Annotated in this window: 14 protein-coding genes; all 14 read left to right on the plus strand. The window is 68.8% G+C overall.

The features are described from left to right. Window positions 1-18: 18 nt before the first annotated feature. A complete protein-coding gene (gene cheA, locus OHZ10_RS01060; protein ID WP_342703391.1) occupies window positions 19-2247 on the plus strand; it encodes a chemotaxis protein CheA in 2229 nt (742 codons plus the stop codon). A gap of 47 nt (window positions 2248-2294) precedes the next feature. Continuing rightward, a complete protein-coding gene (gene cheW / locus OHZ10_RS01065) occupies window positions 2295-2810 on the plus strand; it encodes a chemotaxis protein CheW (RefSeq protein WP_059232701.1) in 516 nt (171 codons plus the stop codon). Window positions 2811-2847: 37 nt separating this feature from the next. Then, window positions 2848-4812, plus strand: a complete 1965-nt coding sequence (locus OHZ10_RS01070) for a methyl-accepting chemotaxis protein (protein WP_059232700.1) — start codon at window positions 2848-2850, stop codon at window positions 4810-4812. Window positions 4813-4815: 3 nt separating this feature from the next. Beyond that, window positions 4816-5808: a CheR family methyltransferase gene (locus OHZ10_RS01075; RefSeq protein WP_059232699.1), complete on the plus strand. Its 993-nt coding sequence runs from the start codon at window positions 4816-4818 to the stop codon at window positions 5806-5808. Continuing rightward, window positions 5805-6560, plus strand: a complete 756-nt coding sequence (gene cheD / locus OHZ10_RS01080; RefSeq protein ID WP_342703394.1) for a chemoreceptor glutamine deamidase CheD — start codon at window positions 5805-5807, stop codon at window positions 6558-6560. The genes OHZ10_RS01075 and cheD overlap by 4 nt, the downstream gene beginning before the upstream one ends. Then, window positions 6557-7648 carry a protein-glutamate methylesterase/protein-glutamine glutaminase gene (locus tag OHZ10_RS01085; RefSeq protein WP_059232697.1) on the plus strand — a complete coding sequence of 364 codons (1092 nt, stop codon included), beginning with the start codon at window positions 6557-6559 and terminating at the stop codon, window positions 7646-7648. Before cheD ends, OHZ10_RS01085 begins: the two co-directional genes overlap by 4 nt. A 67-nt stretch (window positions 7649-7715) precedes the next feature. Continuing rightward, entirely contained in the window at window positions 7716-8111 is a 396-nt protein-coding gene (gene cheY, locus OHZ10_RS01090) for a chemotaxis response regulator CheY (protein WP_006485893.1), read from the plus strand. A 1-nt stretch (window position 8112) separates the two neighbouring features. After that, complete coding sequence (gene cheZ / locus OHZ10_RS01095; protein WP_059232696.1) at window positions 8113-8844, plus strand: protein phosphatase CheZ; 732 nt, start codon at window positions 8113-8115, stop codon at window positions 8842-8844. 259 nt (window positions 8845-9103) lie between these two features. Continuing rightward, the gene (locus OHZ10_RS01100) at window positions 9104-9607 is read left to right on the plus strand and encodes a DUF2844 domain-containing protein (protein WP_059232695.1); all 504 of its coding nucleotides are present in this window, start codon (window positions 9104-9106) and stop codon (window positions 9605-9607) included. Between the two features lie 16 nt (window positions 9608-9623). Beyond that, window positions 9624-10853 carry a DUF3443 family protein gene (locus OHZ10_RS01105; RefSeq protein WP_342703397.1) on the plus strand — a complete coding sequence of 410 codons (1230 nt, stop codon included), beginning with the start codon at window positions 9624-9626 and terminating at the stop codon, window positions 10851-10853. A 165-nt stretch (window positions 10854-11018) separates the two neighbouring features. After that, complete coding sequence (locus tag OHZ10_RS01110) at window positions 11019-11516, plus strand: VOC family protein (protein WP_059232693.1); 498 nt, start codon at window positions 11019-11021, stop codon at window positions 11514-11516. A 124-nt stretch (window positions 11517-11640) separates the two neighbouring features. Then, entirely contained in the window at window positions 11641-11814 is a 174-nt protein-coding gene (locus OHZ10_RS01115; RefSeq protein WP_155627095.1) for a hypothetical protein, read from the plus strand. A gap of 184 nt (window positions 11815-11998) precedes the next feature. Further along, window positions 11999-12379 (plus strand): DUF805 domain-containing protein, encoded by a 381-nt coding sequence (locus OHZ10_RS01120; RefSeq protein ID WP_059232692.1) that lies wholly within the window; start codon window positions 11999-12001, stop codon window positions 12377-12379. 310 nt (window positions 12380-12689) lie between these two features. After that, window positions 12690-13889 (plus strand): flagellar biosynthesis protein FlhB, encoded by a 1200-nt coding sequence (gene flhB, locus OHZ10_RS01125; RefSeq protein WP_342703398.1) that lies wholly within the window; start codon window positions 12690-12692, stop codon window positions 13887-13889. Window positions 13890-13921: the final 32 nt, after the last annotated feature.

The raw sequence follows: 13921 nt of genomic DNA on the forward strand, positions 1-13921 counted from the left end.
TTCAACCGGTGACCGGGCATGACTCTCGACATCACTCAGTTCTACCAGACCTTTTTCGACGAAGCGGACGAGTTGCTCGCGCAGATGGAGCAGCTGCTGCTGAACCTCGACGTCGACTCGCCCGACCCCGAAGACCTGGCCGCGATCTTTCGCGCCGCGCATTCGATCAAGGGCGGCGCGGCGACGTTCGGCTTTTCCGCGCTGACCGATACGACGCACATCCTCGAATCGCTGCTCGACCGCGCGCGCAACCATGAGCTGACGCTGACCAAGGACATGGTCGACGCGTTCCTGGAAACCAAGGACGTGCTGTCCGACCAGCTCGCGGACTACCGCGCGAGCGCCGAACCGGACGCGGCCGCCGCCGCGACGATGTGCGCGAAGCTCGAGCGGCTGAAGGCCGAGAGCGGCGCGGGGGCGCCGGCGGCGGTCGCCGCGCCCGCGCCTGCCGCGCCGGTCGCCGCGGCCGTGGAACCTGCTGCCGGCAGCGACCGCGCGCCCGACCATGTGGTCGAGCAGGCCGTCGCGGCCGCGCATCCGGCGGATGACGCCGGCGGCCCGCACCTGAAGATCACGCTGGTGGGCGTCGACGCGAAGGACCAGGCGCTGCTTACCGAAGAGCTCGGCAACCTCGGCCGAATCGTCGGCCGCGAGGAAGCGGGCGCCGACCTGTCGCTGTGGGTCGAGTCGGACGTGCCGTCCGACGACATCGTCGCCGTGTGCTGTTTCGTGATCGACGAAAGCCAGATCCGCGTTGCGCACGGCACGGCGCCGGCCGCACCGGCGGCACCGGCCGCCGCGCAGGACGCCGCGGCCGTGGCTGCGGAACCGCCCGCCGCCGCGCAACCCGCGCGCGTCGAGGTGTTCGCGCCGCCGGCCGCCGCGCCGCAGCCGGCCGCACCGGCACCGGCCGAGCCGGCCGCCGCCGCCGCCGCGCAGCCGCAGCAACACGCTCAACCGCAGCCGGCCGAACACGCCGCACCGGCCGCCGCGCATCACGACGACAAGCGTGCGCGTCCGGCCGCCGCGGCCGCATCGGGCGCCGAAGGCAGCTCGATCCGCGTCGGCGTCGAGAAGGTCGACCAGCTGATCAACCTCGTCGGCGAACTCGTGATCACGCAGGCGATGCTCGCGGAGACCGCGAGCGCGTTCGATCCGGCGCTGCACGACCGCCTGTTCAACGGGATGGCGCAGCTCGAGCGCAACGCGCGCGACCTGCAGGAAGCCGTGATGTCGATCCGCATGATGCCGATGGACTACGTGTTCAGCCGCTTCCCGCGCCTCGTGCGCGACCTCGCCGGCAAGCTCGGCAAGCAGGTCGAGCTCGTCACGTTCGGCCAGGCGACCGAGCTCGACAAGAGCCTGATCGAACGGATCATCGATCCGCTCACGCACCTCGTGCGCAACAGCCTCGACCACGGGATCGAAACCGTCGACAGGCGCGTCGCCGCCGGCAAGGACGCGGTCGGCCAGCTCGTGCTGTCGGCCGCGCATCACGGCGGCAACATCGTGATCGAGGTGAGCGACGACGGCGCAGGCCTGAACCGCGAGCGGATCCTCGCGAAGGCCGCGAAGCAGGGGATGCAGGTGTCCGACAACATCAGCGACGACGAAGTCTGGCAACTGATCTTCGCGCCGGGCTTCTCGACCGCCGAGACGGTGACCGACGTGTCGGGCCGCGGTGTCGGGATGGACGTCGTGAAGCGCAACATCCAGTCGATGGGCGGCCACGTCGAGATCACGTCGCTGGCCGGCCGCGGCACGACCACGCGGATCGTGCTGCCGCTCACGCTCGCGATCCTCGACGGGATGTCGGTGAAGGTCGGCAACGAGATCTTCATCCTGCCGCTGAACTTCGTGATGGAGTCGCTGCAGCCGTCGACCGACGACATCTACACGGTCGGCAACGGCGAGCGCGTGGTGCGCGTGCGCGGCGAATACCTGCCGCTCGTCGCGCTGCACGAGGTGTTCTCGGTGGAGGACGCGCGCACCGACCCGACGCAGGGGATCGTCACGATCATGGAAACCGAGGGACGCCGCTTCGCGATGCTGATCGACGAACTGGTTGGCCAGCAGCAGGTGGTCGTGAAGAACCTCGAAACCAACTACCGCAAGGTGCACGGCATCTCGGCGGCGACCATTCTCGGCGACGGCAGCGTCGCGCTGATCGTCGACGTCGCGGCGCTGAACCGTGAAACCCGTGCGACGCACGGCGCCCGTGCCGGCGCCGAGCTCGCGATGTTCTGACTCTCGCCATCAACCGATTGGGGGCAACCGTGTCTGCTGAAGTCCAAATGATCAATCCGGCCGCGGCGAACGCGGCAACCAGCCGCCGCGACGCGGCGCAAGGCGACGCGACGGGCCAGGAATTCCTCGTGTTCACGCTCGGCGACGAGGAATACGGGATCGACATCCTGAAGGTGCAGGAGATCCGCGGCTACGACAGCGTCACGCGCATCGCGAACGCGCCGGAGTTCATCAAGGGCGTGATCAACCTGCGCGGGATCATCGTGCCGATCGTCGACATGCGGATCAAGTTCCATCTCGGCCGCGTCGAGTACGACCACCAGACCGTCGTGATCATCCTGAACGTGTCGAACCGCGTGGTCGGGATGGTGGTCGACGGCGTGTCGGACGTGCTGACGCTGCAGACCGACCAGATCATGCCGGCGCCGGAATTCGGCGCGACGCTGACGACCGAGTACCTGACGGGTCTTGGCACGGTCGACGGCCGGATGCTGATCCTGATGGACATCGAGAAGCTGATGTCGAGCCGTGAAATGGCGCTGATCGAGACGCTCGGCGGGTAAGCGCGCCGCGCGCGCAGTAATTTCGGGAGAAGCTGCAATGTTGCATAACTGGTCGATTCGCACGACGCTCACGGCGGTCGGACTCATCCTCGTGTGCCTGGCCGCCGCGGTCGGCGGGCTCGGCCTCTACGCGCTGAATCACGCGAGCCGCTCGCTCGACGAGATTGCGCACGTCGACCTGCCGGCGATCCATACGCTCGACGATACGTCGTCGTACCTGCTGCGCGCACGCGTGTCGCTCGACCGCTTCCGCTCGCTGACGGAAGCCGGCAACACGGCCGAAGCGGCCAAGGTGCTCGACCGTGCGCAGGAGCTGTACACGAAGTCGAACCAGAACTGGCAGGCGTTCCAGTCGACGCCGAAGCTCGGCGTCGAGCAGGGGCTCGTCGACGAGCTCACCGCACGCTATACGACGATCGTGAAGGAAGGCGTCGAGCCCGAGTTCGCGGCCGCGCGCGCGGGCGACATGGCCGGGTACCACGCGATCGCCGACACCAAGATCAGCCCGATGTTCGTTGCGTACGACCAGGCCGCGTCGGCCGTGGTCGCGTCGCTGCAGAAGCGCGCGGAAGAGCGCCAGGCCACGACGCAGTCGCAGATCTCGCTGATGGTCGCGCTGATCGCGGCCGGCATCGCGATCGCGTTCGTCGTCGTGATCGCGATCCGCTTCGCGCTGCGCGGGCTGATCGTGCAGCCGCTCGAGGACGCGATCGCGCACTTCGAGCGCATCGCCGGCGGCGACCTCACGCAGCCGGTGAACGTGTTCAGCACGAACGAGATCGGCCGCCTGTTCGGCGGCATCAAGCGGATGCAGGACGCCGTCACGACGATGGTGCAGGCCGTGCATCGCGGCACCGAGTCGATCGACGTCGGCGCGCGCGAGATCGCGACCGGCAACATCGACCTGTCGCAGCGTACCGAGGAGCAGGCCGCGTCGCTGCAGGAAACCGCGTCGAGCATGGAGCAGCTGACGGGCACCGTGCGGCAGAACGCGGAGAACGCGCGGCAGGCGAGCCAGCTTGCGGTGAATGCGTCGGACATCGCGACGCAGGGCGGCGACGTGGTCGGCCAGGTCGTGTCGACGATGCAGGACATCGCGGCGAGCTCGGGCAAGGTCGTCGACATCATCGGCACGATCGAGGGCATCGCGTTCCAGACCAACATCCTCGCGCTGAACGCGGCGGTCGAAGCCGCGCGCGCGGGTGAACAGGGCCGCGGCTTCGCGGTCGTCGCGGGCGAGGTGCGTTCGCTTGCGCAGCGCAGCGCGAGCGCCGCGAAGGAAATCAAGCAGCTGATCGGCGATTCGGCCGGGAAGGTCGAAAGCGGGTCGGCACTCGTGTCGCGCGCGGGCTCGACGATGGACGAGATCGTGCAGGCCGTGCGCCGCGTGACCGACATCATGGGCGAGATCAGCGCCGCGTCGGACGAGCAGTCGACCGGCATCGAGCAGGTCAACCGCGCGGTCGGCCAGATGGATTCGGTCACGCAGCAGAACGCGGCGCTCGTCGAGCAGGCGGCCGCCGCGGCCGCGTCGCTCGAGGAGCAGACGCGCCAGATGAAGGCGATCGTGTCGGGCTGGCGTGTCGCGGGCGGCATCGTGCTCGCGCCGGCGCGCAGTGTCGCGCGGCCGGTCGCGCACGAACCGGCGGCCGCGCCCGCGTTGCCGCTGGAGCCGCGTTACGACGCGGCGCCCGTCGCCGCGCTGCCTGCCCCGCAGGCGGCGGCACAGCCGGCACGCCGCGCCGCGCCGGCCTCGCGTGCCGCTGCATCGGGCGCCAGCCACGAACCGAAGCGCGCGGCCGACACCGCCGCACGCACGCAGAAGGACGCTCCGGCTTCCCGTGGCGCTGCCGCGGGCGGCTATGGCCCGCGCCTCACGAAGTCGGCCGCACCGGCGGACAAGCCGGCGGCGAAGCCCGCGCTCGTGCGCCCGGCGCTGAACGGCGAGAAGCCGGCGCTGGCGGCAGCCGGCACGTCCGACGACGACTGGGAGACCTTCTAAACCATGCCGCACGCGCGCGCGCCGTTTCGACCCGATGCACCGGATGCCTCGCCCCGCGCGGGCGAGCCGGGGCGCGACTTCGCGTTCACGGGCGCGGATTTCGCACGCATCCGCGCGCTGATCCATCAACGCGCGGGGATCTCGCTGTCCGAGCACAAGCGCGACATGGCGTACAGCCGTCTCGCCCGGCGGCTGCGTGCGCGCGGCCTCGACACGTTCCGCGACTACCTCGACCTGCTCGAGCAGGAAGACGATCCGCTCGAGTGGGAAGCGTTCACCAACGCGCTGACGACGAACCTGACCGCGTTCTTCCGCGAGTCGCACCATTTCCCGATCCTGTCGGATTTCGTGAAAGGGCGGCCGGCGCCGGTGTCGGTCTGGTGCTCGGCGGCGTCGACCGGCGAGGAGCCGTATTCGATCGCGATCACGCTGATCGAGGCGCTCGGCGACTCGGCGGCACGCGGCGCATCGATCCTCGCGACCGATCTCGACACGCAGGTGCTCGCGAAGGCGGAAGCCGGCATCTATACGTACGACCAGGTCAAGCACCTGTCGCCGGAGCGGCTCAAGCGCTTCTTCCTGAAGGGCACGGGCCCGCAGGCCGGCCGCGTGAAGGTGCGCCCCGAGCTGCGCGCGATGATCCGTTTCGAGCAACTGAACCTGACCGATGCGGACTACGGGATCGCGAAGCCGTTCGACGCGATCTTCTGCCGCAACGTGATGATCTATTTCGACAAGCCGACGCAGGGGCAGGTGCTGTCGCGCTTCGAGCCGCTCGTGAAGCCGGGCGGGCTGCTGTTCGCCGGCCATTCGGAAAACTTCACGTATGTGACGCAGGCGTTCCGGCTGCGCGGACAGACGGTGTACGAACTGACACGCGACGCCGCGCAGGGCATGCGGCCCCGTGTCGCGCAGGCACCTGCGGCGGCCGCGATGCCGTCGCCCGTGCATGCGCGGGCTGCGGGCGCTGCGCCCGCCTATGGAGATCGCGGATGAGCGCACTGCCGATCGCGACCAATCGCTACTTCGACAACCACTTCGGCCTTCCCGGCGTGAAGCTGCTGCCGAACGAGTTCTACACGACGGGCGAGGACATGGTGCTGATGACCGTGCTCGGCTCGTGCGTCGCCGCGTGCCTGCACGATCCGTATGCGCGCATCGGCGGGATGAACCACTTCATGCTGCCCGACGACGGCGCCGATCCGGGCGCGGCCGCGTCGGAATCGATGCGCTACGGTGCATATGCGATGGAAGTGCTGATCAACGAGCTGATCAAGGCCGGCGGGCGGCGCGAGCGCATCGAGGCCAAGGTGTTCGGCGGCGCGGCCGTGCTGGCCGGGATGACGACGATCAACATCGGCGATCGCAACGCGGATTTCGTGCGCCGCTACCTCGCGCTGGAACGCATCCGCATCACGGCGGAAGACCTGCAGGGCGTGCATCCGCGCAAGGTCGCGTTCATGCCGAACAGCGGGCGCGCGATGGTGAAGAAGCTGCGGCTGCAGGTGCCGGGCGTCACCGAGCGCGAAGCCGCGCTTGCCCGCGAGGCCGATCGCGCCCGCGCGGCACGGCCGCGTCCGCAAGTCGAGCTGTTCACGGCGAAGCGGGCGGCGGCGCCCCAGCCGGCGCGACCGCGCATCGAGCTGTTCGGCGCGCGCGGCGCGGCGCCGGCCGGCGGCGTGCGGGCGGCGAGCCCGTATGCCGGGAGCCCGGGCGCGGCGAACCTATCAAGAAAGCAGGAGGCATGACCGCTGTGCAGAAGATCAAAGTATTGTGCGTCGACGATTCGGCGCTGATTCGCAGCCTGATGACCGAGATCATCAACAGCCAGCCCGACATGACGGTGTGCGCGACCGCGCCCGATCCGCTCGTCGCGCGCGAGCTCATCAAGCAGCACAACCCCGACGTGCTCACGCTCGACGTCGAAATGCCGCGCATGGACGGCCTCGACTTCCTCGAGAAGCTGATGCGCCTGCGGCCGATGCCGGTCGTGATGGTGTCGTCGCTGACCGAGCGCGGCTCGGAAATCACGCTGCGCGCGCTCGAACTCGGCGCGGTGGACTTCGTCACGAAGCCGCGCGTCGGGATTCGCGACGGGATGCTCGACTACGCGGAAAAGCTCGCCGACAAGATCCGCGCGGCGTCGCGCGCGCGCGTGCGCCAGGCGCCGCAGCCGCAGGCCGTCGCGCGTGCGGCGGACAGCCCCGCGGCCGCGCCGATGATCAACAACCCGCTCGTCAGTACCGAGAAGCTGATCATCATCGGCGCGTCGACGGGCGGTACCGAGGCGATCCGCGAAGTGCTGACGCCGCTGCCGCCGGATGCGCCGGCCGTGCTGATCGCGCAGCACATGCCGCCGGGCTTCACGAAATCGTTCGCGCAGCGGCTGAACGGCCTGTGCCGGATCGCGGTGAAGGAAGCCGAGCACGGCGAGCGCGTGCTGCCGGGCCACGCGTATATCGCGCCGGGCCACGCGCACCTGTTGCTTGCGAGGAGCGGGGCGAACTATATTGCGCAACTGTCGGACGAGCCGCCGGTGAACCGGCACCGCCCGTCGGTCGACGTGCTGTTCCGCTCGGCGGCGACGCATGCGGGCAAGAACGCGATCGGCGTGATTCTCACCGGGATGGGCCGCGACGGTGCGGCCGGCCTGCTGGAAATGAAACGCGCGGGCGCCCACACGTTCGCGCAGGACGAAGCAAGCTGCATCGTGTTCGGGATGCCGCGCGAGGCGATCGCGCTCGGCGGCGCGGACGAGATCGCGCCGCTCGCCGACATGAGCCGCCGCGTGATGGCGCGCCTGGCGACGATGGGCGACCGCGTGCAGCGCGTTTGAATGGAATGTCACGGGGCGCGTGCCACGATACGCGTCCCGATGGAAACGAATCTGGAAAGGAACGACGATGGACAAGAGCATGAAAATCCTGGTGGTGGACGATTTCCCGACGATGCGCCGGATCGTCCGCAACCTGCTCAAGGAACTGGGCTATTCGAACGTCGACGAGGCCGAGGACGGCCTGGCCGGCCTCGCGCGGCTGCGCGGCGGCGGCTACGACTTCGTGATCTCGGACTGGAACATGCCGAACCTCGACGGCCTCGCGATGCTGAAGGAAATCCGCGCGGACGCGACGCTCACGCACCTGCCGGTGCTGATGGTCACGGCCGAGTCGAAGAAGGAGAACATCATCGCGGCCGCGCAAGCCGGCGCGAGCGGCTACGTCGTGAAACCGTTCACGGCCGCGACGCTCGACGAGAAGCTGAACAAGATCATCGACAAGATGGCGAAAGCCGGGAGCTGACGTGAACGAGCCGATCCATGCGGCGCTCGCCGGCGCGGGGTTCAGCGCCGACAGCCACCCAGAAGGCGCCGATTTCCCGAGCGACCGCATCCTCGCCCGCATCGGCCACGTTACGCGCACGCTGCGCGATTCGATGCGCGAGCTCGGGCTCGACAAGCATGTCGAGCGCGCGGCGGAGGCCGTGCCCGATGCGCGCGACCGGCTGCGCTACGTCGCGACGATGACCGAGCAGGCCGCCGTGCGCGTGCTGAATGCGATCGAGATCGCGAAGCCGATGCAGGAGCGCGTCCAGAACGAGGCCGAGGCGCTCGACGCGCGCTGGGCGCAGTGGTACGCGGCGCCGATCGAGCACGCGGAAGTGCGCGAACTGATGGACGATACGCGCAAGTTCCTGCGCGCGCTGCCGGAGTCGACGTCGGCGACCAGCGCGCAGTTGCTCGAGATCATGCTCGCGCAGGATTTCCAGGATCTCACCGGGCAGGTGATCAAGAAGATCATGGACATGGTCTACCTGATCGAGCAGCAGCTCCTCACCGTGCTCGTCGAGAACATCGCGCCCGAGCGGCGCGAACAGTTCGCGGCGACCGCGGCCGCGCTCGCGGCCGAGCAGATGAGCCCGACCGGCAGCCCCGAGTCGCTGTTGAACGGCCCGCAGATCGCGCCGGAAGGCAAATCCGACGTGGTCCAGGACCAGGGGCAGGTCGACGATCTGCTCGCGAGCCTCGGCTTCTGACCCTGCCGCAATGCATCGGCGCGCCCCGTCCCGCGGGGTTCCCGATGCGCCCAATTCCCGTTCCCGTCCGGTTTCCCCGTGCGCGCCGCGTCCCGGCGGCGCGGCGCGATCCTGCGCCGGATTGACACTTCGCCACACTCAGCAGGCATACTACGCGTCAGCAGCAACGTAGCGTCATTCGTACGATTCATAAGTTGGCTGACGGCGCGGACCCGACGGCGGCGCCGCCGGCAACGAAGCCAGTCCCTTGGGGGGGAACGTGAAGCTGAAACGCTTGGGCTGGACCGTCGCGCATGCGACGGCTGCAATGGGTGTGCTGTGGGCCGTCCACGCACACGCGGAACTGGGTGGCGCACCGATGTCGCCGCCGGCGGACGACCAGGGCGCAACCGTGCGCGCGCTGCAGCGCGCGATGCGGTCGGCAGACGGCGTGCAGGCGAGCACCGCCAGCTATACCGTCCGCGAAATCACGCTCGGATCGGGCACCGTCATCCACGAATACACGTCGGCCGCCGGCAGCGTGTTCGGCCTCGCGTGGCGCGGGCCGACGATGCCGGACCTCGCGTCGCTGCTCGGCAGCTATTTCCCGCAATACACAGCCGGCGTTCAGGCCGCCCACAAGGCGCGCGGCTGGCGCGCGCCGGTGGCCGTCGACACGAGCGGCCTCGTGATCCGGACGGGCGGCCACATGGGCGCCTTCTCGGGCCAGGCATGGCTGCCGGCGGCGCTGCCTGCCGGCCTGGCCGGCACCGACATCCAGTGACAGCGGGAGAGCGATCTTGAGCATTCATCGTACATTCAAGCGCTGGCTCGGCGTGCTGGGCCTCGCAGCGGCGACGGCCGTGCTCGTGACGGCCTGCGGCGGCGGCGACGGCGGCAGCGGCAACAACAACAACTCGGGCAACAACGGCAACAGCGGATCCGACGGCAACAGCGGGAACACGGCCGTCATCACGGTCGGCACCGGCGTCGCGAACGTGATCAACATCCCGACCATCAGCGTGAAGGTCTGCGCGCCGGGCACGTCGAACTGCCAGGTGGTCAGCAACGTGCTCGTCGATACCGCGTCGTACGGGCTGCGGCTCGTCGGCAGCGCGGTGTCGGGCGTGCTCGGCAACCTGCCGCAGGTGACGAGCGGCGGCGCACCGGTGGCCGAGTGCGGCAAGTTCGTGTCGAGCTACACGTGGGGGTCGGTGCGCACGGTCGATCTGTCGATCGGCACCGAGCAGGCGACGTCGCTGCCCGTGCAGATCATCGGCGACCTCGGGACGACGAACGTGCCGAGCTCGTGCACGAACGGCGGCGCGTCGGCCAACTCGGCGAGCGCGCTCGGCGCGAACGGGATCCTCGGCATCGGGCCGGCACCGTACGACTGCGGCACGACCTGCGCGACGTCGACGTCGTCGAGCAACAACTACTATGCGTGCCCGAACGGCAGCAACGCGAATTGCGCCGTCACGCTCGTGCCGCTGGCGCAGCAGGTGGCCAACCCGGTGCATCGTTTGGCGAACAGCGACGGCGTGAGCGTGCAGATGCCTGACATTTCGCCCAATGGGCAGGCGAATGCGACCGGCACGCTGACGTTCGGTCTGCCGAACCTGAGCGGGAAGACGGTGATGACGTCGACCACGACGGGCGACGTCAGCGCGACGTTCCAGGGGCGCAACGTGACCGCGTTCTTCGATACGGGCTCGAACGCGTATTTCTTCAACGATTCGGCGCAGACGGTCTGTTCGCGGAACACGGAGTTCTACTGCCCGGCGTCCGCGACGACCTATTCGGCGACGCTGAGCGGCCAGAACGGCGTGTCGGGCGTCGTATCGATGCCGGTCGCGAACGCCGATTCGCTGTTCTCGAACCCGTCGACGTTCGCGTTCAGCAACATCGCGGGCCCGTTCGGTTCGTCGAGCTGGCTCGACATCGGCATGCCGCACTTCTACGGCAAGACGATCTACTTCGGGATGGACAAGACCGCGAGCGGCGGTGCACAGCCGTTCGTCGCGTTCTGACGACGCGGCGCGGCCGCAGGCAGGAACAAAGGGGGCGATCGATCGCCCCCTTTTTTTATCCGGCCGCCGTGCGTGCGCCTCGAGCGGATTGCCGCCATGCGCCGGCGCAGCGCCTACGATGTAAGACCGGCACCGGTGCCGGCACGATATCGAGGAGACAGCGCCATGAGCCCGCGCATACAACGCATCACGCCGTTCCTGTGGTTCGACAGCGACGCCGAGGCCGCGGCCGGTTTCTACGTGTCGGTGTTCGACAACGCACGCATCGTGCACGTGGCGCGCTACGGCAAGGCCGGCGCGCATGCGTCCGGGAACGCCGAGGGCGCGGTGATGACCGTCGCGTTCGAGCTTGACGGGCAGGCGTTCGTCGCGCTGAACGGTGGCCCGGTGTTCCAGATCACGCCGGCCGTCTCGTTCGTCGTCAACTGCCGCGACCAGGACGAGATCGACCGCTACTGGGCGCGCCTGTCCGAAGGCGGCGACGAGCGCGCGCAGCAGTGCGGCTGGCTGCGCGACCGTTTCGGCGTGTCGTGGCAGGTCGTGCCCGCGCAGATGGCCGAACTGATGACCGGCGACGCGGCGCGCGCCGAGCGCGTGATGGCGCAGGTCATGACGATGAAGAAGCTCGATCTCGCCGCACTGCAGCGGGCGGCGGCCGGCTAGGCGCCGGCCGGGGCTGGCCGGCGCGCGTCAGGCCGCGCGAACCCGTTCCGGCGGTTCGCCGCGCGTCTCGGCCCAGCGGAACGGGCGAACGACGGAGCCGCGCGGGATCCGGTGGCGATCGGGAATGGCGCAGGGTGGCGCGCCGCGCGCATGGGCGCATTGCCGCATTGCCGGCCAGTTAATCGAATGCCGTGCGCTCGCGGCGATTATCGCCGGTGCCGGTTTTCATTCGGTTGTAATCAAACGCTGGATTATCGAGGTCGCGGTTTCTGTCAGGTCTTCAAGATTATTAAAATGACGTGGCATGCAAGCCTGCAGCGCTGCATTATGCTGCAGCAGTCTTTCCCGCGTCGCGCCGGCGTGCCGTGCGAACGGCCTCGCGCGTCGGCCCGCACGCGAAAAGAATTGGAATCCGGGGAAATTCAAACATATAATTCCGGCGTTGTTTCCGGGGTGCCAATATAAAACAGGAGGGTAATAAGATGGGTTTTTCCGAAGCCGTTCGTACCGTACTCAATAAATACGCGACATTCGAAGGCCGTGCGCGTCGTGCCGAATACTGGTATTTCACGCTGCTGAGCGTCATTCTTTCGATCGTGGCCCAGGTCATCGGCGCGGGTGGCCGTGATGGGGGGCTGATCACGCTGCTGCTGCTCGGCATCCTCTGCCTGGTTTCGCTGGCGCTGCTCATTCCGGGCATCGCGGTCAGCGTCCGCCGCCTGCACGATACGGGCCGCTCGGGCTGGTTCCTGCTGATTGCGCTGATTCCGATCGTCGGCGGCATCCTGCTGCTCGTGTGGATGTGCTCGCGCGGCACCGAAGGCCCGAACCGCTTCGGCGCGGATCCGATCCCGGCGGCCTGACCGACGCCTGCCCCGGCGCGCGGCCGTCGCGCCGGGGCCTGAACGTCCCGCCTGTCGTTTCACCGTTTCTCCGCCTCCCGCCGTCGCCGTCCCGCCCGGGACCGACACCTCGCCATTGCGCCGACCGGCACGTTTTTCCGCCGCGCCGCGCGTCGTTCCGCCCCCGATCCAGCCGCGTTTGCGGCGGCTCGCCCGATTCCCCGAAATACCCCCCTTTCCCGGCTTTGCTCGACCGATCGGCGTTTGACGCCTCCATGAATAATCGGTGTCACTGGAAAGCGGCATTCCGCCGTACCCGACTGGAGGCCCCGTGGCAGACGAGAGCGATCTCGACAAGACCGAAGCCGCCACTCCCAGGCGCCGCGAGAAGGCGCGCGAGGAGGGGCAGGTCGCGCGTTCGCGCGAGCTGGCTTCGTTCGCGCTGCTCGCGGCCGGGTTCTACGGCGCATGGCTGCTCGCGGGCCCGTCGGGCGCACATCTGCAGGCGATGCTGCGCGGCGCGTTCACGTTCGATCGTGCGACCGCGTTCGACACGAACCGGATGCTGTCGGCCGCCGGCAGCGCGAGCCTCGAAGGCTTCGCCGCGCTGATGCCGATTCTCGCGCTCACCGGCGTCGCCGCCCTGCTCGCGCCGATGGCGCTTGGCGGCTGGCTGATTTCGCAAAAGACGTTCGAGCTGAAGTTCGACCGCCTGAACCCGATCTCGGGGCTCGGCCGGATCTTCTCGATCCAGGGGCCGATCCAGCTCGGGATGGCGCTCGCGAAGACGCTGGTCGTCGGTCTGGTCGGCGGCATCGCGATCTGGCGCAGCAAGGACGAACTGCTCGGCCTCGCGACGCAGCCGCTCGGCGCCGCGCTGCCCGATGCGCTGCATCTGGTCGCCGTGTGCTGCGGCACGACGGTCGCCGGGATGCTGGTGGTCGCCGCGCTCGATGTGCCTTACCAAATCTGGCAGTACAACAAGAAGTTGCGCATGACGAAGGAAGAAGTGAAGCGCGAGCATCGCGAGAACGAAGGCGATCCGCACGTAAAGGGACGGATCCGCCAGCAGCAGCGCGCGATCGCGCGCCGCCGGATGATGGCGGCCGTGCCGAAGGCCGACGTGGTCGTCACGAACCCGACGCACTTCGCCGTCGCGCTGCAATACACGGACGGCGAGATGCGCGCGCCGAAGGTCGTCGCGAAGGGCGTGAACCTCGTCGCCGCGCGCATCCGCGAACTCGCGGCCGAACACAACGTGCCGCTGCTCGAAGCGCCGCCGCTCGCGCGTGCGCTGTATCACAACGTCGAACTCGAGCGCGAGATCCCCGGCACGCTGTACTCGGCCGTCGCCGAAGTGCTCGCGTGGGTCTACCAGCTCAAGCGCTTCCGTTCGGAAGGCGGCGCGTTCCCGGCGGTGCCGGTCGATCTCGACGTGCCGGCCGAACTCGACAAGGGCACGTCGGTGGCCGCCGAAGACGAACGCGAAGAAGCCGAAGACACGCTCGGCAAGCAAGGAGCCTCCCGGTGATTAGCCCCCACGCTCACATGCTTGGCATGGGA

Source organism: Burkholderia arboris (assembly GCF_038723655.1).
Lineage (GTDB): Bacteria > Pseudomonadota > Gammaproteobacteria > Burkholderiales > Burkholderiaceae > Burkholderia > Burkholderia arboris.